The sequence below is a fragment of the Phenylobacterium sp. genome, assembly GCF_030651755.1.
Taxonomy (GTDB): domain Bacteria; phylum Pseudomonadota; class Alphaproteobacteria; order Caulobacterales; family Caulobacteraceae; genus Phenylobacterium.
The window spans coordinates 1-19,381 of record NZ_JAUSBZ010000122.1; the positions used below are offsets into that span (position 1 = coordinate 1).

Consider the following 19,381-nt stretch of genomic DNA (forward strand, 5'->3'; position numbering starts at 1 on the left):
GTGCCGAACCCCTTATCGGCTAAGGGGTTGGGAGCATACCTTGGCTTCTAGAGCCGGCCATGTAACCCCCGCTGAGGTTACGACTCGGACGCCAATCCTGACGCGCTTACCTAAGGTCAGGCTGTCGCCGGCGCTGTAACGACAAGCCAAGGCGTCTCTTTTTGACGATACCGCGGTTTCTAATCCGCGGCGGGCCCCGCGCCAGGGTTTTGCCGGGGCTGCGATCCATCCGGCTCCTTGGGCCAAGACGGCGCAGCCTGAAGAATCAGGAGGTGTCGCCCAAATGCCGCTGGTCAGCGGGGGCGCCACTCCTCATCCAGCAGGGCGTAGACATAGGTGTCGCGCCATTCAGCCGCGATCTTCCGGTCCTTGCGCAGCCGTCCTTCCCGGCGGAGACCGAGCTTCTCCATGACGCGGTAGGACCCGATATTGCGGACGTCACAGCTCGCCACGATCCGGTGCAGGCCAAGCACGCCGAAGCCCATGTCGATCATCGCCCGGCCGGCCTCGGTGACCAGGCCCAGTCCCCAAAGGTCCCGGCGCAGCACATAGCCCATCTCCACGGTGGCGTTGGGGATGTCCCTCAGGTGCAGGGCGATGGACCCCACCACCTGGGCCTCGGACTTCAGCTCGATGGCCAGGCCCAGGTCGAGCCTTGGCCAGGTCGCCTGCTGCTCCAGGGCGCGGGCCATGAAGGCGGCGGTCTCCTCCGGGCTGTTGGGACCCCAGGGCATGAACTGGGTCACCTCGGGATCGGCCGCATAGGCGTGGACCGCCTCGGTGTCCTCCAGCCGGAAGTCCCGCAGGATCAGGCGTTCGGTCTCCAGGCGCTCGGGGCGCTGGGGGGCGGTGAGGTCGGGGGGCGTCACTCTTTTCTCCAGGCTTGGGCCGCCAGGAACCGAGGACACGCGACCCCGGCCTTGCGGCGGGGTCGGGACAGATCGAGCGCTAGGCGCGCAGGCGAACGTCCTTACGACCCCGGAAGGGACGACAGGGGCGATTGCCGAGGTGCGAAGCGAGGATCATGGCGGAGAGCCTATCAAGGCGAGCCCCGCGAGGCCAACCTCTGAGGCGGCGGGGCGAGTCTGCTCATCAAGGAAAAGAAGGGATGGTGGACGCGACAGGGATTGAACCTGTGACCCCCTCGATGTCAACGAGGTGCTCTCCCGCTGAGCTACGCGTCCATAAGGGCGGCCCCTTTCGGGGACGGGAAGGGCGGCGGTATAACGGTCGGCCAGCCCCTGTGCAAGGGCTGAAAGGCGCCCGCGAGGCCGACGCCTCAGGCGGCCATCATCCGCTCCACCTCGGCGACGATCTCGCGCAGGTGGATGGGTTTGGACAGGACCTTGGCGCCGGCGGGGGCTGAATCCCCTGCGGCCAGTGCCACGGCGGCGAAGCCGGTGATGAACATGATCCGCAGGGCCGGATTGCGGGCGGCCGCCAGGCGGGCGACCTCGATTCCGTCCATGCCTGGCATGACAATGTCGGTGAGCAGCAGGTCCCAGTCCTGATCCAGCACCGAGGCCGCCTCCTCGCCATCGGCGCAGGCGCGAACCTCATAGCCGGCCCGCTCCAGGGCCCTGGCCAGGAACCCCCGCAGGGAGTCGTCGTCCTCGGCGAGAAGAATGCGGGGCATGGGCGCTTCCAGGGCGTCGTCTTTCATAGACGCGAGCATAGAGGCCGGTTTGTAAATCCCCGATGAACTGCTCGCCCGATCCGTTTGACCCTTTGGGCGGCGCATCGTCATATGGTCGCCATGTCCGCGGTCGAGCCCATTGATGTCATAGAGCCGGCCCCGGCGAGGCCGGCCGGCTTCGAGCTGCGCCGGGCCGCGCCGCCCGGAACCCCGCCGCCGACGCCGGTGATCTTCGCCTCACCTCACTCTGGCCGGCTCTATCCCGACGACATGATGGCCGCCGCCGCCCTCGACGCCCGGGCGATCCGTCGCTCTGAGGACGCCTTTGTCGATCAGTTGGTGGAGGCCGCGCCCACCGCCGGCGCGGCCCTGATCACCGCCAGCTACGCCCGGGCCTATATTGATGTGAACCGGGACGCCTTCGAGCTCGACCCCGGCATGTTCGTCGACGAGCTGCCCGACTTCGCCCGCAGCCGCACCGCCCGGGTGGCCGCAGGCCTGGGCGCCATCGCCAAGGTGGTCTCCGAAGGCCAGGAGATCTACGCCCGCAAGCTGACCTTCGCCGAAGCGCAAGACCGGATCGACGGGGCCCACCGCCCCTATCATGCCGCCCTGTCCCAGCTGATCAGCGAGGCCCAGGCCGCCCACGGGGTGGCCATATTGGTGGATTGGCACTCCATGCCCTCAGCCGCAGCCAAGGCGGCCGGGGCCGGTGGCTGCGATATGGTGCTGGGGGACCGGTTCGGGGCCTCCTGCGCCAACACTCTGACCCGCATGGTCGAGCTGGAGCTGGAAACTCGGGGGTACCGCGTGGTGCGCAACACCCCCTACGCCGGCGGCTACACCACCGAGCACTACGGGCGACCGACCCGCCGGGTCCACGCCCTGCAGATCGAGTTGAACCGGGCGCTGTATCTGGATGAAGAGGCCCTGGCGCCCACGGCGGCCTTCGCCCAACTCCGTGAGGACATTCAGGCCCTGACGGCGGCCCTGACGGCCGAGGACTGGTCTCGGCTACGCTGAGCGTAAAGCCGCCCCCGCAGCATAAAAAAAGGCCGCGCTCGAAAGCGCGGCCAGTTCATTAGGGAGGAAACGCCCAGGAAGGGCAGAGACGTCCGGAGACGCCTCACGTTCAAAATCTACGGTGCGGCGCACAAAAGAACAAGGGATAAATTGTCGCATTTGCGAACACCCTCCTGATCTCAATAGGTTTTTTAGCTATTTCAAGGGGATGGTGCGCCGCGATCACGGTAGATTTCGTGTTGCAACGCACAAGGCCGAGTGCGCTATGCGCCAGCCTGTCATGACTTCGCTCTAGCCGTGGGGCGTCTTGTCCCCTAAAAGCCGCCGCTTCCGGAAAAGGTTTCCCATGTCGCTGCGCAACATCGCCATCATCGCCCACGTTGACCACGGTAAGACGACCCTCGTCGACCAGCTTCTCGCCCAGTCGGGTGTGTTCCGAGCCAATGAGGCGACCGTCGAACGCGCCATGGACTCCAATGACCAGGAGCGCGAGCGCGGGATCACCATCCTGGCCAAGTGCACCAGCGTGCTCTGGAACGGCAAGGCCGGCGAGACGCGGATCAACATCATCGACACCCCTGGCCACGCCGACTTCGGCGGCGAGGTGGAGCGGATCCTGGGCATGGTGGACGGCTGCGTCCTGCTGGTGGACGCCGAAGAGGGTGTCATGCCCCAGACCAAGTTCGTCCTGGGCAAGGCCCTGAAGATGGGCCTCAAACCCATCCTCTGCCTGAACAAGGTCGACCGGCCCCACGCCGATCCCGACCGCATCCTCAATGACGCCTTTGACCTCTTCGCCGCCATCGGCGCCAGCGACGAGCAGCTGGACTTCCCGCACATCTACGCCAGCGGCAAGAACGGCTGGGCGACGATGGACATGGCCCAGCCCAACGACAACCTGGGGCCGCTGTTCGACCTGATCGTCGAACACGTGCCCGAGCCCAAGGCCGTGGCCCGGGCCGACGAGCCCTTCCAGATCCTGTCGGTGCTGATCGAAAGCGATCCCTTCCTGGGCCGCCTGCTGACCGGGCGCATCGAGTCGGGCAAGGCCGTGCCGGGTCTGGCCATCAAGGCCCTGTCGCGGGACGGCAAGGAAATCGAGCGTGGCCGCATCACCAAGGTGCTCGCCTTCCGCGGCCTGAAGCGCCAGCCCATTGAAGACGCCGAGGCCGGCGACATCGTCGCCATTGCGGGCCTGTCCAAGGCCACCGTGGCCGACACCCTCTGCGCGATCGACGTCAACGAGGCCCTGCCGGCCCAGCCCATCGACCCGCCCACCATCTCCATGACCGTCTCGGTCAATGACAGCCCCCTGGCCGGCCGCGAAGGCGACAAGGTCCAGAGCCGCGTCATCGCCGCCCGCCTGCTGAAGGAGGCGGAGTCCAATGTCGCCATCCGGGTGACCGAAACCGCCGAAAAGGACGCCTATGAGGTGGCCGGCCGCGGCGAACTGCAGCTGGGCGTGCTGATCGAAGGCATGCGCCGCGAGGGCTTCGAACTGTCCATCAGCCGCCCGCGGGTGGTCTTCCAGAACGATCCGGAAACCGGCGAGCGCCTCGAGCCCATCGAAGAGGTGATGATCGATGTGGATGACGAGTTCTCCGGGATCGTCATCGAGAAGCTGTCGGCCCGCAAGGCCGAGCTGAAGGACATGGGCCCCTCGGGCGCCGGCAAGACGCGGATCAGCCTGATGGCGCCGTCCCGCTCGCTGATCGGCTATCAGGGCGAGTTCCTCACCGACACCCGCGGCTCGGGCGTGCTGAACCGCGTGTTCAGCCACTATGAGCCCTACAAGGGCGCCATCGACGCCGGCCGCAAGGGCGTGCTGGTGGCCAATTCCGACGGCGAGACCGCCGCCTTCGCCCTGTGGAACCTGGAAGACCGCGGCACCATGTTCGTCGGCGCCGGCGAAAAGACCTATCAGGGCATGATCATCGGCGAGAACGCCCGGTCTGACGACCTGGACGTCAATCCGATGAAGGCCAAACAGCTGACCAACGTCCGGGCCTCGGGCAAGGATGAGAGCATCCGCCTCACCCCGCCGCGGCGCCTGACCCTCGAACAGGCCATCGCCTATATCGAGGAAGACGAGCTGGTCGAGGTGACGCCGAAGAACATCCGTCTGCGCAAGAAGGTCCTGAACCCGAGCTTCCGCAAGAAGCGCGTCAAGGAAGACTAGCGCTCCAGCCCGTCAGGGCTCCAGGATCGTTCCATGCCTGACGCCACCATCGCAGCCCTGCCGACCACCATCTTCGAGGAGATGAGCGGCCTGGCGCGGACGCATGGCGCGATCAATCTTGGCCAGGGCTTTCCCGACGATCCTGGGCCTGAAGCCCTGCGTCGCCGGGCGGCTGAGGCGGTGCTGGACGGCTACAACCAGTATCCGCCCATGGCGGGCCTGCCCGAGCTGCGGGCCGCCGTCGCCGCCCACTATCGCCGGACCCAGGGCCTTGAGCTCGATCCCGCCTGCGAGGTGGTGATCACGTCGGGCGCCACCGAGGCCCTGGCGGCGACCTTTCTCGCCCTGATCGAGCCGGGCGACGAGGTCATCGTCTTCCAGCCCCTCTACGACGCCTATCTGCCGCTGATCCGCCGGGCCGGCGGCGTGCCGAGGCTGATCTCGCCTTCGCCGCCCCACTGGCGGTTCACGCGGTCGATGATTGAGGCTGTGATCACACCCAGGACCCGCTTTGTGGTGCTGAACAATCCGGTCAATCCCACCGGCGTGGTGGTCCCGGACCCAGACCTCGCCCTGCTGGCTGAAATCTGTGTGGCCCACGACCTGATCGCCATCTGCGACGAGGTCTGGGAGCAGGTGGTCTTCGCACCCGCCGTCCATCGCCCACTGATGGGATTTCCCGGCATGGCCGGGCGCTGCGTGAAGATCGGCTCAGCCGGCAAGATGTTCGGCCTGACCGGCTGGAAGGTCGGCTTCCTCTGCGCCGCAGAGCCCCTGGCCCGCCACCTGGCCAAGGCCCATCAGTTCCTGACCTTCACCACCCCGCCCAATCTGCAGGTCGCCGTGGCCTTCGGTCTGGAGACAATGGACGATTGGTGGAAGCAGATGCCAGCCCGCCTCGCCGCCAGCCAGCAGCGCCTGGCGAGCGCCCTGACCCGAGAGGGATTTGCGGTCCTGGCCTCCCAGGGGACCTACTTCCTGAATGTGGATCTGGCGGCCTCGGGCGTCGGAATGGGCGACCGTGACTTCGCGCGTCTGGCGGTGGAGCAGGCCGGCGTCGCGACCATCCCGGTCTCTGCCCTCTACGAGACTGATCCCGTGGCCACAATCCTGCGACTATGCTTCGCCAAGGCCGACGCCACCCTGGACGAGGCCGCCCAGCGGCTGGGCCGCGCCCGCGACCTGGCGCACCGCCCATAATTGTACCCGGGTAATATTGACGCGACTTTTTACCCGGGTCATAAAGCGGCCATGTTCCTCGCCGCTGTTCCCAACCTCGACTCCGCAGCCGTTTCCTCGGCCCTCCGCGCCGCCTTCGGCCAGGCTGAGATATCCCCGCTGTCGCCGGTGACGGGCGGCCTCTCCGGCGCCCGACTTTTTCGCCTGGAGGCCGAAGGCCGCCCCTGGCTTCTGCGCATAGATGGCGCGCGCGACGTGTTCCGCGATCCGGTCCGCTGGCATCAGTGCATGCACATCGCCGCAGAGGCCGGGCTGGCCCCGGCTGTGCGGCATGCCGACCCTGACAGCGGCGTCACCATCACAGCCTTTGTGGAGGGCCGCCCCCTCGCCGAGGGCTACGAGGTCCCGAGGACGACGATGATCGGCGCCGCTGGCGATCTGGTGCGCCGGCTCCATGCGTCTCCGCCCTTCCCGCCGCTGGTCGACTACATGGATGGCATGGCCGCCGTCATCGGCGAGCTCCGCACCACAGGTCTCATCGCAGAGGGGACGCTTGATGCGGAGCTCGCTGGCTATGACGCCCTCGACCGGGCCTATCGTGGCCTGCGCCCAGAACAGGTCTCGAGCCACAACGACCTCAACCCCCGCAACATCCTGCACGATGGGGTGAGGCTCTGGCTGATCGACTGGGAGTCCGCTTTTTTGGCAGATCGCTATGTGGATCTGGCGAGCCTGGCCAATGTCATGGTCCGCGACACCCCCGAGCTTGACCTCCTGACGGCCGCATATTTCGGGCGCGCGGCCACCCAGGCCGAAGCTGCGCGTCTCTTCCTCGCGCGGCAGGTGAACCACGTCTTCTATGGCGTGATGTTTCTCTCTGGGGCGGCGGCTGAGCGGCCCGGAGCACGGATCGCCCCTGAAGCCGTCGAAGCGGACCTGGCCGATATCCACCATGCTCTGTCGGAGGGGCGCTTTGAACTCGACGCCTGGGACGGTCGGATCGCCTACGGCCTCGCCAGATTGAGGGCGGCGAGGAGCAACCTCGCCAGCCCGCTCTTTGCCGAAGCCGTCAGGCTGGCGCGGTAGGTTGAGCGACACGCTCCATATAGACGTCGAGGTCGTCGTGGCCGGTGACCACGAAACCCCGCCGGTCATAGAGGCGCTGGGCGTCGCTCTGGCGCAGGACCGTCAGAATCACCCGCGCGCCCACGGCGTCCGCCTCGGCCAGCAGGCCATCCAGTATGGCGCTGCCCAGGCCCCGCCCCTGCCAGCGGGGATCGAGGTAGAAGTGCTCCAGCTTCAGGACCCCGGCCTCGACCTCGTAGAAGGCGACGCAGCCGGCCATCTCGCCGTCCACCTGGATCAGTCGGGTGGTTTCGGGGCGATAGGTGTCCGCAAACCAGGCCCGCGCCCGCTCCGGGTTGAAACGACCGATGCGGTTGAAGCTGTCGGCCATGACCGCCAGACGCAGTTCGGTCAGGACCGAAAGGTCCTCGGCCTTCGCCGGCGCAAAGGCGAAGGCCGGGACGCTCATCTTCAGCAGGTGGAGCCGCCATCGACGACGATGGCTTGGCCGGTCATCCAGGAGCCGGCCTTCGAGGCCAGGAACACCGCGGCGCCGGCGATGTCGTCGGGCTCGCCCAGACGGCGCAGGGGATTGTTGGCGCTGGAGCGCTTCTCGGCCTCCGGCGTGTCCCACAGGGCCTTGGCGAAGTCGGTCTTCACAAGGCCGGGCGCGATGCAGTTGACGCGGATATTGTCCGGGCCAAGCTCGACCGCCAGGTTGCGGGCCAGCTGGAAGTCGGCGGCCTTGGAGATGTTGTAGGCGCCGATGCCGGTGGAGCCGCGCAGGCCGCCGATGGACGAGATGATGATCACCGCCCCGTCGCGGCGCTCGCGCATCTGCGGCGCGGCCATCTGGATCAGCCAGTTGTTGGCGATGATGTTGTTGTCGAGGATCTTGCGGAAGGCGTCGTCCTGGATCCCCGCCATGGGGCCGAAATAGGGGTTGGTGGCGGCGTTGCAGACGACGATGTCGATCTTGCCAAAGGCCTTGTTGGTCTCGTCCACCAGGCGCTGCAGATCTTCCTTCGAGGAGATTGAGGCCGGCACGGAGATCGCCGCGCCCGGATGCTTTTCGTTGATAGCCGCGGCCACCTCGTCGCAGGGCCCGGCCTTGCGCGAGGAGATCACCACCTTGGCGCCATGGTCGGCCATGCGCTCGGCGATCGCCTTGCCGATGCCGCGGGAGGATCCCGTGATCACGGCCACCTTGCCGGTGAGATCGAACAGTTCCATGGCGCGTCTTCCCCAAATGAAATGCTTGTTTGAATGGCCGCCATTTGCGGCGCCCCTCGACGCTGGGTCAAGCCGGCGCCTGGGGCTTCAGGCGCAAAGCGGGCGCCCGCCCATGTCCAGGTGGAAGTGGTCGAGGTGGGCGTCGTTGTATTCCGGCGACAGGGTGGTCAGGAACACCTTGCAGGCGCCGTCGCGGACCTGCCGCAGGAAGACGCCCTTGGGCCCAGGGTCATCCCAATGGTCCTTCACCCGGACCACCTCTCCGTTGGCCAGCCTGAAACCCGAGACATCCAGGGCGTTGGCGCTGGCGTGTTCGCTGGGGGGGCCTGCCTGCTGCCCATAGATTCTGCGGCAGGAGAATGATCCGAAGTGCTCCACCGCCACGACGGCATGTCCCAGGGTGTCAAACGCCGCCGGCTGCACCACCTGACGCTCCCAGATCGCCACGGCCAGGGCCTGCTTGCAGGTCATGACCGCATCATTTGGGGCCAGAGGCGCCATCCCTCCAGTGAACTGGATGGCGTCCCTCACCGAGCAAAATCCGTCCTCGGTCTCAGGCGCAATCTGATAGGTCAGCCCCCCATTGGCCAGTACGGCCCGGCAGGCCGCAGCGTCCTGGCCCGTGCGGGCGGCCTTGGCCTTGGTGGCGGCGCCCACCGGATCGATGACGCTCAACGGTTTCCAGGGCAGGTGCTGGTCGGGGATGACGCGCTCAGCCACCAGGGCCAGAACCATGACCAGGACCCAGAGGATGGCCAGCCCCACCAGCCGGGCGACCAGAGTCTGCCGGCGCGCATGGTCTTCGACCTGCGGATGACGGGGTGCGCGATAGCCGGCCATGAACCTGTGGGGGACGCCTTGGGAGACCCGGACCTTAGCCGCAGGACGGTCCGGAGGCGACCCATGGTCTCGCCCCCCCACGGACTCTCTAACGGCAGATGGCGAAACGCCCGTAATCGAGGTGCAGGTGGTCGGCGTGAGCGGCGTTGTAGTCGGGACTGAGCACGGCTCGGAAATAGTCGCAGGCGCCGGTGCGCAAGGCCCGCATCAGGGTTCCCCCGTCATTGTCATCGTTGAAATCGCCGATGACGCTCAGTCGCTGGCCGTCCTCCAGCACCAGGGCCGAGACATCCAGGGCGTTGGCGCTGGCGTGCTCGCTCACACGGCCCTCTCTGCGGCCATAGACATTGCGACAGGCGAAGACGCCGTAGTGCTCCACCCGGGCGACATCGGTCTCCATCACCCGGCGGGTCGCAGGTCCCAGAACATGCCGGTCCCAGAAGGCGTAGGACAGGGCAAGGGGGCAGGTCATAACCGGGGCGGCCGGGGCCAGCGGCGTCACCCCGTCCCTCAGGCGCAGGGTGTTGGTCAGGGGGCAGTCGCCGGTGGTCCGGTCCGGCTCCTCGGTGAATTCGACCCCGCCGGCCGCCAGAACCTCGCGGCACAGGTCCGGATCTGCCGCGGCGCGCCGGAACTTGGCCGTTGTCGCAAGCCCGGGCGGGTCGCTGAGGGCCAGCGGCTTCCAGGGCAGATCCTGCGGTGGGGCGAAGGCGTCGATGGCCCAGGCGAGCGCGATCGTCACCAGGAGGCCGTCCAGCACCAGAGCCCAAAGGCCGCCGAAGGCCAGGGCCTCGGGCGAGGCCGGCTTCAGTGAAGGGAGCCAGGGGGGAAGGGTCACGGCCTGATCAACGGCCGGAAATGGCTCAGGTTCACCCGGCAGAGGGAAATCGGCGCCCAAGCCGGCGCCATAGGGTTATGATCGGCGCGGGTTCAAGGGGGGCGATGATGGGCATTCTGAGCAAGGCGGCGCTGGGGGTCGGAGTGGCCGTGGCGGCGATCATCGCCGTCGTGGCGGTGCGCACAGCGCTCTATGAGCCCCCCGTCCTGGCTGCGGCGACCGATCTGGAACTGGCCTCGGCCCCGGCCTTTGACCTGCAGGGCGCCGCCGGTCGCCTCGCCCAGGCCATCACCTTCCAGACGGTCAGCCACCAGGACGCCGCCGACAACCAGTTGGCCCAGTGGGACGCCCTGCACGCCTGGCTGCAGGCGACCTATCCCCGCGCCCACGGCGCCATGAGCCGCGACGTGGTGGCCGGTCACACCCTGGTCTACACCTGGGCCGGGTCGGACGAGAGCCTCGATCCCATCGTGCTGATGGCTCACCAGGACGTGGTGCCCGCCGACGCCGCGGAGGGTTGGACCCATCCGCCGTTCGAAGGCGTGATCGCCGATGGGGCGGTCTGGGGCCGTGGGGCCATCGATGACAAGGGCTCGCTGATCGGGCTGTTCGAGGCCATCGAAGCCCTGGCCGGCGCCGGTTTTCAGCCCCGTCGCACCGTCATCCTGGTCAGCGGCCATGACGAGGAGGTGGGCGGCGGCGGCGCGGCCGCGGCCAATGATCTGCTGAAATCCCGCGACCTCTCGGCCCAGTTCGTCCTCGACGAAGGCCTGCTGGTGGTGGCCGACAATCCCCTGACCGGCGGGCCGGCCGCCCTGATCGGGGTGGCGGAGAAGGGCTATGCGACCCTGGTGGTCACGGCCGCCTCCGAGGGCGGCCACTCCTCGGCCCCCCCGCCGCAGACTGGCGTCTCCACCCTGGCCCGCGCCGTCACCGCGATCACCGAGCGCCCCTTCCCCATGCGCCTGCAGGGTCCGGGCGCCGACATGCTGCATGTCCTGGGGGCCGGGTCTGGCCTGCCCATGCGCGCGGCGCTGGCCAACACCTGGGCCACTGAGCCGCTGATCGTGCGCCAGATGGCCGCGACGCCTGCGGGCGCGGCCCTGCTGCACACCACCATCGCGCCGACCATGCTGCAGGGCAGCCCGAAGGAAAATGTCCTGCCCCGGGACGCCAGGGCCTGGATCAACTACCGGATCGCTCCGGGGGACACCTCGCAGGATGTCCTGGAGCGGGCCAAGGCCGCCGTCGGCGACCTGCCGGTGACCTTCGCCTGGGCCCGACCGCCCCAGGAGCCCTCAGCGGTCTCCTCCACAGATTCCGACGGCTGGAAGGTGATTTCGGCGCTCGCCGCCGATGTGACTGGCGCGCCGGTGGCGCCGGGCCTGGTCACCGCCGGCACCGACAGCCGATTCCTCGCCGAGGTGGCGCAGGACACCTATCGCTTCCAGCCGATCACGCTGAGCATGGCCGAGACGGCGATGATCCACGGGGTTGATGAGCGCATGACGCTCACCAATCTGGAACGAATGGTGCAGTTCTATGCGCGGCTGATCGCGACAGCGGCGCGCTGACCCCTTGCGGCGGGGCGCTGCAAGTCGCACGTTCCGCCCCACTGATGAATCTAGGAGAGCGTAATGGGTTTCCGTCTCGAAGATGAAGACGACGACGATAAGGGCCGCCTTCCCGATATGCCGATGAGCGCCGGGCCGGTGCAGAACGCCCTGTTCAAGTCGCGCACGGTCCTCATCTTCGGCGAGATCGACATGCGGCTGGCCGAGCGCGTCTCGGCCCAGCTGCTGGCCCTGGCCTCGGACGGCAAGGGCGACATCAAGGTCTTCGTCAACTCGCCAGGCGGCCACGTGGAAAGCGGCGATACCGTCCACGACATGATCCGCTACTGCGGTCCGCAGGTGAAGGTGATCGGCACCGGCTGGGTGGCCAGCGCCGGCGCCCACATCTTCCTGGGCGCCACCAAGGAAAACCGCTTCTGCCTGCCCAACACGCGGTTCCTGCTGCACCAGCCCATGGGCGGCGTGCGGGGCCAGGCTTCGGACATTCAGATCGAAGCCGAGGAGATCGTAAAGATGCGTGAGCGGGTCAACCGCATCATCGCCCGCGAGACCGGCCAGCCCTATGACAAGGTGGTCACCGACACCGAGCGCAATTTCTGGATGAACGCCGAGAAGGCCGTCGAGTACGGCCTGGTCTCGAAGATCATCGAGAACGCGACGGCGGTCTAGGATGGGCCCCTGGTGGAAGGGGGCGGTGGTCTACCACATCTACGTCCGCAGCTTCTTCGACAGCGACGGCGACGGCCATGGCGACCTTGCGGGCGTCATGGCCAAGCTGGACTATCTGAAAAGCCTCGGGGTCGATGCGATCTGGCTCTCCCCCATCCACCCCTCGCCCAATCGCGACTGGGGCTATGACGTCGCCGACTATGACGACGTCCATCCCGACTATGGCTCGGTGGCCGACTTCCAGGCCCTGACCCAGGCCGCCCACGCCCTGGGCATGAAGGTGCTGCTGGACGAGGTGCTGTCGCACACCTCCGACGAGCACCCCTGGTTCGCCGCCAGCCGCGACGAGGGGGCCGAGGGCGACAAGGCCGACTGGTATGTCTGGGCTGATCCCGCCGATGACGGGACCGCGCCAAACAACTGGCTGAGTGTCTTCGGCGGCCCTGCCTGGGCCTATCAGCCGGCGCGACGCCAGCACTATCACCACAAGTTCCTGCGCCAGCAGCCCAAGCTGAACTGGCGCCAGCCCGGCGCCAAGGAAGCCGCGCTGAAGGTGCTGGACACCTGGCTGGCCCGGGGCGCCGACGGCTTCCGCCTGGATGTGGCCAACGCCTTTCTCCATGACGCCGCCCTGACCGACAATCCGGCCATCCCGCCGGCCGAGCGGACCAGGGCCGACTGGGGCCACGCCAGCGACATGCAGCGGCACCTGTTCGACTCCAACCTGCCGGAGAACATCCCCCTGCTGGACGAGGTCCGCCGTCGGGTGGAGGCCCATGGCCCCGACCGCTTCGTGTTTGGCGAGTTCTCAGAGGAAGAAAAACGCTGCGGCGCCTATTGCGCCCCCGACGAGGGGCTGCATTCGGCCTACACCTTCGTCCTGCTCAAGGCCCGGCGGATGGCCGCCCAGGTGTTCAAGGACCACTACCAGACCCTGGCCGCCCATCCGGCCCACTGGCCGACCATCTCATTCTGCAATCACGATGTGGCCCGGACGGTGACCCGGTTCGGCGGACCCGAGGCCGGGCCGCCGTTGGCCAAGCTGATGCTGGCCCTGCTGATGGCCCTGCGCGGCACCATCCTGCTCTATCAGGGCGAGGAGTTGGGCCTTCCCGAGGCCGAGCTCACCCGTGGAGAGCTGCGCGATCCGGTGGGGGATCTCTACTGGCCCATCGCCAAGGGCCGGGACGGGGCGCGAACCCCCATGCCCTGGCAGTCTGAAGCCGCCCATCTGGGCTTTTCCAACGGATCGTCCTGGCTGCCGGCCGCCGAGACCCACCGGCCCCTCGCCGTCGATCGTCAGGAGCTGGATCCCAAGTCCACCCTCGCCTTCGCCCGCCAGATGATCACCCTGCGCAAGGCCTCCCGCGCCCTGACCCACGGGGAGATCACGTTCCTCGACACCCCTGAGCCCATCCTGGCCTTCCTGCGCCGCCATGAGGGTCAGACCGTGGCCTGCGTCTTCAATATGAGCGGCCGCACCGCCCGGGCCGAACATTCCAGCCTCATCGGCGGCGAAGTCCTGCCGGTCTCTTCGGGTGTCTGCGAAAAGCTGCCCGGCGGCCTGGCCCTGGGGCCCTATGCCTGCCGGTTCCTCAAACATTCCTCATGACAGGTGCGGGGGTCCCAAAGCCCCGCTAGAAGACGCCATGGCCGAAGGCGACAGCAAGACCACCCCCGCGACGTCCACCCGCTTCGGTGAGGGCTTCCTCACCGACATCTGGTATTTCGCCGCCCTGTCGGCCGACCTGAAGCCCGGCAAGCTGCAGCGCTTCGAGATCCTCGGCGAGCCGATCCTGATCGGCCGGGGCCGCAAGGGCCAGGCCTACGCCGTGCGCGACATCTGCCCCCACCGCGCCGCGCCGCTGTCGGCCGGCAAGCTGACCGCCGAAGCTGACGGGCGCGAGAGCGTCGAGTGCCCCTATCATGGCTGGCGCTTTGGTCTCGACGGCGCCTGCACCGCCATCCCCTCCCTGGTCGCCGATCAGGCCATGGACGTCAGCAAGATCAAGGTCCGACGCTTTCCGGTGCGGGAAAGCCAGGGCCTGGTCTTCATCTGGATCAGCGCCGATCCGCGGTTCGACGGTGAGCCGGATATCGACCCGCCGGTCTTCCCTGGGGTCGTGGGCGGCAGGCCCAAGCTGGTCGACCGCATGACCTTCGACGCCCATATCGACCACGCCGTGGTGGGGCTGATGGACCCCGCGCACGGCCCCTATGTGCATCAGCAGTGGTGGTGGCGCTCGGCCAAGAGCCAGCACGAAAAATCAAAGCCCTTCGAACCGCGCGAGGCCGGCTTCGCCATGGTGCGCCACGAGCCGTCCAAGAACAGCCGCGCCTACGCCATCCTCGGCGGCCAGCCCCTGACAGAGATCACCTTCCGGATCCCGGGGCTGCGCTGGGAGCATGTGACGGTGGGCAAGCGCCAGGTCCTGTCGCTGACCTGCCTGACCCCCCTGAACGCCGGCCAGACGACGATCACCCAGATCGTCTGGTCCGACCATCCGGCCTTCTGGTTCCTGCAGCCGCTGATCGCTGCGGGCGCCCGGGCCTTCCTGCGTCAGGACGGCGACATGGTGAACCTGCAGAACGAAGGCCTGCGCTACGATCCCAGCCTGCTGTGGATCGACGACGCCGACCGCCAGGCCAAATGGTATCAGCAGCTCAAGCGCGAATGGGCTCAGAGCCGGCGAGAGGGCCGCGCCTTCGTCAATCCCGTGGAGCCCGCCCGCCTGCGCTGGCGCAGCTGAGCTCGAATAAACCCAGACTCCGATCTAGGCGGCGTCGGCCGGCTCCCCCGGCAGGGTGATCGGGGCGAAGCCACCCTGCAGCGTCCAGTTGATCCGGCCGCCCAGCTGGGCGACCAGGGCCAGGGGCTCGGCGCGATCGAACGGCGTCGTCGCAGCCTGGGTGTGGGTGAGGGTGAGCTGAACGATCGGATGGCGTTCGAAGAGACCTGTCCGGGGATTGCGAATGTCCCCATGGACGACCACCTCCACCGCATCGAGTGGTAGAAAGCCCAGCATCTCCAAGGCGAACCGCAAGGTGGCGGCGCAGACATTGGCGCCCAGCAGCTGATGGCGGCGGCCGATCGGCAGAGGTCGGAACATCGCCCGCCCCTGGGGGAGCCGCTCGGCCTCCTCAGCGGGCATGGCCGCCAGGTCGAGGGCCTCGATCATGATGCGGAACTGGCCCTTGGCGGGCGAGGTGAACCGGAACCGCTCCACCGCCCCGTAGGCCTCGCCGAGCGTGGTGTGCTCAGCCAGGGACTCATTGATCGTCCGCATGTCGAGTTCGGCCAGCTTGCAGGCGAAATCGATTTCGGTGTTGTGCGCCTGGGCCTCGCGCCAGGCCTTTCGATAGGCCTGTTCGTCCTCGCTGGCGGCCTCGGCCACCCGCGCGGCCAGTTGCCGGCGTCGATCCCGATCTGAACCGAACAGCTGAGCGAGCCAGCCTGGATTGTAGGCCACGAGCGCCGCCCGGGCCTCAGCCTCGCGATCATTGGTGCGGACGATGTTGATCCGTGGCTTGGCCGCCACCTCAGCCCAGTTGCGCGGCCGATAGGGAGTCCTATGGCATTGGGTGAGGCTGGCCACGCGCGCGGCCAGGGTCTCGGCCTCGGCCGCCGGCCCCAGACGCCCCTCGGGGGTGGCGCCGAACCTGTCCTGCTGTGTCTTGCTCAGGGCCGCGCGCTTTGCCTCGCGCTCGATCCGGTCCATGGTGAACTCGATCGACTGATCCGGGCACATTTCGTCCATGAGGCCCTCCTGCTGACACCCACTCTTCGGCGGCTTCGGGCCATATTCGAATAACTGCGTTATCGAGTCTTTAATGCCATCATTTATGAATTCCGGCGTCGAGATTGCATTTGATGATCTTGCGCCCGGCGCCCCGCACCAGCGGACCATGGTCCTGGTCCACGGCTTCACATCCAACCGCAAGGAGGGCTGGCGTCGGACCGGCTGGTATGCGGCCCTGGAGCGGCGCGGGGTCCGCTGCATCGCCCTCGATCAGCGGGGCCACGGGGAGAGTGAGAAGCTCTATGAGCCCGAGGCCTACCAACGCGCGGCCCTGGCCAGCGATATCGTCGCCCTGCTCGATCACCTGAATCTCCCCCAGGTCGACCTGTTCGGCTACTCCATGGGCGCAAGAACCGCCCTGGCCGCCGCATTGGCGGCGCCGGAGCGGATCAGCAACCTGATCCTGGGCGGCGTCGGCGAACGTCTTCTGGAGCCCCGCACATCAGGCGCGCCGACCGACGCCATGGCCGAGGCCATGCTCGCCGAGGACCCAGAGACCATCAGCCATCCGATGCTGCGGAGTTTCCGGCATTTCGCCGACGAACAGGGCGAGGACCGCCGCGCCCTGGCCGCCTTTGTTCGCGCCGAAAACCCGCCCCTGGACACCGAGGCCATGGGACGGCTGCCGGTTCCAGTACTGGTCATCGCCGGGCAACGGGATGAAGGCGCCGGCGATCCCGACGGACTGGCCCGGGCCTTTCCGGAGGGACGGGGAATCACCGTGGTGGGCTGCGACCATTTCTCCGCCATCCCCCACGCCCTGACCAAAGCCGCGACCTTCGACTTCCTGGACGGCTTGCTCGACGATCCCTTCGCCGACCGGTACTAGCTTTAGAAGCCGGGCTTAGCGGCCCAGGGCGTAGGGACCGCCCCGTTCGATCGCGGCCTTATAGGCCGGGCGGGCGTGCAGGCGATCAAGCCAGGCCTCGGCATTGGGGTAGCTGGGCAGCTTCCCGAAGGCCCGGGCGACTTCGCCGACAAAGCTCATCTGGATGTCGGCGCCCGTCAGAGCCTGGCCCAGCAGATAGTCCCGGCCGGCCAGGGCCTGGTCGAGATAGGACATGTGATTGTCCACCTCGCCCTCAATGCGGGGATGAAGCGGCGCGCCGCCCTCGCCCAGGCGCATCACGTACATCTGCAGCATCAAGGGCAGCATGGCCGAGCCCTCGGCATAGTGCAGCCACTGCAGATAGGCCTCATATTCCGGCCCGCCCATGGGCGGCTGCAGCTTGCCAGACCCATGGCGCCGGATCAGATAGTCGATGATGGCCCCTGACTCATGCACGGTGGTCTCGCCGTCGGTGACCACGGGGGATTTGCCCAGGGGATGGACCGCGCGGAGCTCGTCCGGGGCGAGACGAGTCTTGGCGTCACGCTCATAGGACTTGATCTCATAGGCGACGCCGAGCTCCTCCAGCAGCCAGAGGATACGCTGCGAGCGCGACTCATTGAGGTGATGGACGATGATCATGGCGGCTCCCAGGGTTGGCTTACCGTATAGGTGTCACCGGCGATCGTCGACAAGCTGGGCCCGGAGCAAGCCATGACCCCTGACCTTCCCGCCGACCCTACGGGGGTGCTGAACGCCGCGGCGGAGGCGGCGGGCGCCTGTCTGGCGCAGGCCCGAGGCGCGGTGAGGTCGAGGCTCGCCCCGGAGGGGCGCCTGGATCGCGCGGCCCTGGACGCCGGTCAGCACGCCGCCCACGGCCTCGCCTGGGCGGCGGCCTATGTGGAGACCCTGCGGGAGACCGCCGCCTGGGCCAGCGCCCTGGAGGCGACTGGCGACCTCAACGAGGCCAGCCTGCGGCCAGCCCTGTTGCTGGCGCACGAATATCTCAGCCAGTTGGCCGGCGGCCTGCCGATGAGCCAGGGAGAGATGGTGCGGCCCGCCGATCTGGGCTTCGATCCCGGTCGCCTGACCCCGCTGATCGCCAAACTCGCCCCGCATGGGGGGTCGCCCGCCCGCGCCCGGATCGTCGCTCTGCTGGTTGAGGCCCGGGGCAGGCCCGCCCTGGAGGCCAGCGGCCTGGATGAGACCCATCAGGCGATCAGCGAGCAGTTCTGCGCCTTCGCCAGTGCGAAGATCGCCCCCTACGCCCATGGCTGGCACCTGCGGGACGAGCTTATCCCCCTCCCCCTCATCGAGGAGTTGGCGGCCCTGGGCGTGTTCGGCCTGACCCTGCCCGAAGCCCATGGCGGGGCCGGTCTTGGCAAGGTGGCCATGTGCGTCGTCTCAGAGGCCCTGTCTCGGGGCTATATCGGAGTCGGCTCCCTCGGCACCCGCTCTGAGATCGCCGCCGAACTGATCCTGGCCCACGGGACGGACGACCAGAAGACCCGCCTGCTGCCCCAGATCGCCTCGGGCGCCATGCTGCCCACGGCGGTATTCACCGAGCCGGAGGCCGGATCGGACCTGGGCTCCCTGCGCACTCGGGGGGTTCGCCAGGGCGGCGACTGGATCGTCACCGGGGCCAAGACCTGGATCACCCATGCGGCCCGCGCCGACCTCATGACCCTGCTGGTGCGCACAGACCCCGCCAGCCGCGACCATCGCGGCCTCTCCATGCTGCTGGCCGAAAAGCCCCGCGGGGACGACGCCACCCCCTTTCCAGCGCCCGGAATGAGCGGCGGCGAAATCGGGGTCATCGGCTATCGCGGCATGAAGGAGTATGAGATCGCCTTCGATGGTTTCGCCGTGCCGCAGGACGCCCTGCTGGGGGGCCGCGAAGGGCAGGGCTTCGCCCAACTCATGGCCACCTTCGAATCCGCCCGAATCCAGACCGCGGCCCGGGCCATCGGCGTCGCCCAGAACGCCCTGGATCTGGCCCTCGACTACGCCCTGATCCGCCGGCAATTCGGCCAGCCGATCGCGCACTTTCCCAGGGTGGCCGACAAACTGGCCATGATGGCGGCCGAAATCCTCGGCGCCCGGCGGCTGGCCTGGTTCTCGGCCCGGGCCAAGGACGCCGGGCGGCGCTGTGACCTTGAGGCCGGCATGGCCAAGCTGACGGCGGCCCGCATCGCCTGGGCCTGCGCCGACAACGCTCTGCAAATTCATGGGGGGGCCGGCTTCGCCCTGGAACAGCCCGTCAGCCGACTGCTGGCCGATGCGCGCATCCTCAACATTTTTGAGGGGGCCGGCGAAATCCAGGCCCAGGTTATCGCCCGGCGGCTGCTGGAAGGCGCGAACTAGTCAGGGCCTACAGTCTGAGGCGGCCCAGACAGGGCTGTAGCGCGTTCCGATAAGTGGGAACCGGTTATCGGATCGAAACGCGCTCGAACCTGGGGAATTGGAGCATGATTCAACGATCAGACGGTTCCGTCTGATCGCATCATGCTCTACGC

18 protein-coding genes and 1 tRNA gene are annotated in these 19,381 nt (G+C 67.8%); 10 read left to right on the top strand and 9 right to left on the bottom strand.

Going from position 1 to position 19,381, the window contains the following annotated elements:
- Positions 1 to 293 precede the first annotated feature (293 nt).
- The 3 genes from Q7V15_RS11370 to cpdR form a co-directional block, all read right to left on the bottom strand.
- A complete protein-coding gene (locus Q7V15_RS11370) occupies positions 294 to 869 on the bottom strand; it encodes a GNAT family N-acetyltransferase (RefSeq protein ID WP_304755679.1) in 576 nt (191 codons plus the stop codon).
- Between the two features lie 240 nt (positions 870 to 1,109).
- Positions 1,110 to 1,184, bottom strand: a tRNA-Val gene (locus Q7V15_RS11375).
- Between the two features lie 95 nt (positions 1,185 to 1,279).
- Positions 1,280 to 1,636: a cell cycle two-component system response regulator CpdR gene (gene cpdR / locus Q7V15_RS11380; protein WP_304755680.1), complete on the bottom strand. Its 357-nt coding sequence runs from the start codon at positions 1,634 to 1,636 to the stop codon at positions 1,280 to 1,282.
- 120 nt (positions 1,637 to 1,756) lie between these two features.
- Here cpdR and Q7V15_RS11385 point away from each other — a divergent pair, with 120 nt between their 5' ends.
- The 4 genes from Q7V15_RS11385 to Q7V15_RS11400 all read left to right on the top strand — a co-directional run bounded on the left by Q7V15_RS11385 (position 1,757) and on the right by Q7V15_RS11400 (position 7,103).
- A complete protein-coding gene (locus Q7V15_RS11385) occupies positions 1,757 to 2,659 on the top strand; it encodes an N-formylglutamate amidohydrolase (protein ID WP_304755696.1) in 903 nt (300 codons plus the stop codon).
- Between the two features lie 346 nt (positions 2,660 to 3,005).
- Positions 3,006 to 4,838 (top strand): translational GTPase TypA, encoded by a 1,833-nt coding sequence (typA, locus tag Q7V15_RS11390; protein WP_304755681.1) that lies wholly within the window; start codon positions 3,006 to 3,008, stop codon positions 4,836 to 4,838.
- A gap of 33 nt (positions 4,839 to 4,871) precedes the next feature.
- Positions 4,872 to 6,038 (top strand): aminotransferase, encoded by a 1,167-nt coding sequence (locus Q7V15_RS11395; RefSeq protein WP_304755682.1) that lies wholly within the window; start codon positions 4,872 to 4,874, stop codon positions 6,036 to 6,038.
- A gap of 51 nt (positions 6,039 to 6,089) precedes the next feature.
- Positions 6,090 to 7,103 carry a phosphotransferase gene (locus tag Q7V15_RS11400; protein WP_304755683.1) on the top strand — a complete coding sequence of 338 codons (1,014 nt, stop codon included), beginning with the start codon at positions 6,090 to 6,092 and terminating at the stop codon, positions 7,101 to 7,103.
- On the opposite strand, the gene Q7V15_RS11405 is transcribed toward Q7V15_RS11400, so the two are convergent.
- From Q7V15_RS11405 to Q7V15_RS11420, 4 genes are all read right to left on the bottom strand, one after another.
- The gene (locus Q7V15_RS11405; RefSeq protein WP_304755684.1) at positions 7,087 to 7,551 is read right to left on the bottom strand and encodes a GNAT family N-acetyltransferase; all 465 of its coding nucleotides are present in this window, start codon (positions 7,549 to 7,551) and stop codon (positions 7,087 to 7,089) included. The genes Q7V15_RS11400 and Q7V15_RS11405 overlap by 17 nt on opposite strands.
- A gap of 2 nt (positions 7,552 to 7,553) precedes the next feature.
- Positions 7,554 to 8,315 (bottom strand): SDR family oxidoreductase, encoded by a 762-nt coding sequence (locus tag Q7V15_RS11410; RefSeq protein WP_304755685.1) that lies wholly within the window; start codon positions 8,313 to 8,315, stop codon positions 7,554 to 7,556.
- 87 nt (positions 8,316 to 8,402) lie between these two features.
- Positions 8,403 to 9,155: an extensin family protein gene (locus tag Q7V15_RS11415; protein ID WP_304755686.1), complete on the bottom strand. Its 753-nt coding sequence runs from the start codon at positions 9,153 to 9,155 to the stop codon at positions 8,403 to 8,405.
- Between the two features lie 88 nt (positions 9,156 to 9,243).
- On the bottom strand, positions 9,244 to 9,993 hold the full coding sequence (locus tag Q7V15_RS11420; protein WP_304755687.1) for an extensin family protein: 750 nt from the start codon (positions 9,991 to 9,993) through the stop codon (positions 9,244 to 9,246).
- A gap of 107 nt (positions 9,994 to 10,100) precedes the next feature.
- Between Q7V15_RS11420 and Q7V15_RS11425 the strand changes: the two genes are divergently transcribed.
- The 4 genes from Q7V15_RS11425 to Q7V15_RS11440 all read left to right on the top strand — a co-directional run bounded on the left by Q7V15_RS11425 (position 10,101) and on the right by Q7V15_RS11440 (position 14,986).
- Positions 10,101 to 11,567, top strand: coding sequence for a M20 family peptidase (locus tag Q7V15_RS11425; protein WP_304755688.1), 1,467 nt, complete (start codon positions 10,101 to 10,103; stop codon positions 11,565 to 11,567).
- Positions 11,568 to 11,630: 63 nt separating this feature from the next.
- On the top strand, positions 11,631 to 12,236 hold the full coding sequence (locus tag Q7V15_RS11430) for an ATP-dependent Clp protease proteolytic subunit (protein ID WP_304755689.1): 606 nt from the start codon (positions 11,631 to 11,633) through the stop codon (positions 12,234 to 12,236).
- Position 12,237: 1 nt separating this feature from the next.
- Entirely contained in the window at positions 12,238 to 13,848 is a 1,611-nt protein-coding gene (locus Q7V15_RS11435; RefSeq protein WP_304755690.1) for an alpha-amylase family glycosyl hydrolase, read from the top strand.
- Positions 13,849 to 13,885: 37 nt separating this feature from the next.
- A complete protein-coding gene (locus tag Q7V15_RS11440) occupies positions 13,886 to 14,986 on the top strand; it encodes an aromatic ring-hydroxylating dioxygenase subunit alpha (protein ID WP_304755691.1) in 1,101 nt (366 codons plus the stop codon).
- A 24-nt stretch (positions 14,987 to 15,010) separates the two neighbouring features.
- On the opposite strand, the gene Q7V15_RS11445 is transcribed toward Q7V15_RS11440, so the two are convergent.
- Positions 15,011 to 15,994, bottom strand: a complete 984-nt coding sequence (locus tag Q7V15_RS11445; protein ID WP_304755692.1) for a hypothetical protein — start codon at positions 15,992 to 15,994, stop codon at positions 15,011 to 15,013.
- Between the two features lie 73 nt (positions 15,995 to 16,067).
- On the opposite strand from Q7V15_RS11445, the gene Q7V15_RS11450 reads away from it, so the two are divergent.
- Entirely contained in the window at positions 16,068 to 16,865 is a 798-nt protein-coding gene (locus Q7V15_RS11450) for an alpha/beta fold hydrolase (RefSeq protein WP_304755693.1), read from the top strand.
- Between the two features lie 15 nt (positions 16,866 to 16,880).
- Here the strand turns inward: Q7V15_RS11450 and Q7V15_RS11455 are convergent, their stop codons facing one another.
- The gene (locus tag Q7V15_RS11455; RefSeq protein ID WP_304755694.1) at positions 16,881 to 17,507 is read right to left on the bottom strand and encodes a glutathione S-transferase family protein; all 627 of its coding nucleotides are present in this window, start codon (positions 17,505 to 17,507) and stop codon (positions 16,881 to 16,883) included.
- A 72-nt stretch (positions 17,508 to 17,579) separates the two neighbouring features.
- Here Q7V15_RS11455 and Q7V15_RS11460 point away from each other — a divergent pair, with 72 nt between their 5' ends.
- Positions 17,580 to 19,229 carry an acyl-CoA dehydrogenase family protein gene (locus Q7V15_RS11460; protein WP_304755695.1) on the top strand — a complete coding sequence of 550 codons (1,650 nt, stop codon included), beginning with the start codon at positions 17,580 to 17,582 and terminating at the stop codon, positions 19,227 to 19,229.
- Positions 19,230 to 19,381 lie beyond the last annotated feature (152 nt).

Bases quoted from the DNA above. Each gene is read 5' to 3' on its own strand.
- cpdR (WP_304755680.1), bottom strand. From the start codon at position 1,636: ATGCCCCGCATTCTTCTCGCCGAGGACGACGACTCCCTGCGGGGGTTC.
- Q7V15_RS11385 (WP_304755696.1), top strand. From the start codon at position 1,757: ATGTCCGCGGTCGAGCCCATTGATGTCATAGAGCCGGCCCCGGCGAGG.
- typA (WP_304755681.1), top strand. From the start codon at position 3,006: ATGTCGCTGCGCAACATCGCCATCATCGCCCACGTTGACCACGGTAAG.
- Q7V15_RS11395 (WP_304755682.1), top strand. From the start codon at position 4,872: ATGCCTGACGCCACCATCGCAGCCCTGCCGACCACCATCTTCGAGGAG.
- Q7V15_RS11400 (WP_304755683.1), top strand. From the start codon at position 6,090: ATGTTCCTCGCCGCTGTTCCCAACCTCGACTCCGCAGCCGTTTCCTCG.
- Q7V15_RS11405 (WP_304755684.1), bottom strand. From the start codon at position 7,551: ATGAGCGTCCCGGCCTTCGCCTTTGCGCCGGCGAAGGCCGAGGACCTT.
- Q7V15_RS11410 (WP_304755685.1), bottom strand. From the start codon at position 8,315: ATGGAACTGTTCGATCTCACCGGCAAGGTGGCCGTGATCACGGGATCC.
- Q7V15_RS11415 (WP_304755686.1), bottom strand. From the start codon at position 9,155: ATGGCCGGCTATCGCGCACCCCGTCATCCGCAGGTCGAAGACCATGCG.
- Q7V15_RS11425 (WP_304755688.1), top strand. From the start codon at position 10,101: ATGGGCATTCTGAGCAAGGCGGCGCTGGGGGTCGGAGTGGCCGTGGCG.
- Q7V15_RS11430 (WP_304755689.1), top strand. From the start codon at position 11,631: ATGGGTTTCCGTCTCGAAGATGAAGACGACGACGATAAGGGCCGCCTT.
- Q7V15_RS11435 (WP_304755690.1), top strand. From the start codon at position 12,238: ATGGGCCCCTGGTGGAAGGGGGCGGTGGTCTACCACATCTACGTCCGC.
- Q7V15_RS11440 (WP_304755691.1), top strand. From the start codon at position 13,886: ATGGCCGAAGGCGACAGCAAGACCACCCCCGCGACGTCCACCCGCTTC.
- Q7V15_RS11445 (WP_304755692.1), bottom strand. From the start codon at position 15,994: ATGGACGAAATGTGCCCGGATCAGTCGATCGAGTTCACCATGGACCGG.
- Q7V15_RS11450 (WP_304755693.1), top strand. From the start codon at position 16,068: ATGCCATCATTTATGAATTCCGGCGTCGAGATTGCATTTGATGATCTT.
- Q7V15_RS11455 (WP_304755694.1), bottom strand. From the start codon at position 17,507: ATGATCATCGTCCATCACCTCAATGAGTCGCGCTCGCAGCGTATCCTC.
- Q7V15_RS11460 (WP_304755695.1), top strand. From the start codon at position 17,580: ATGACCCCTGACCTTCCCGCCGACCCTACGGGGGTGCTGAACGCCGCG.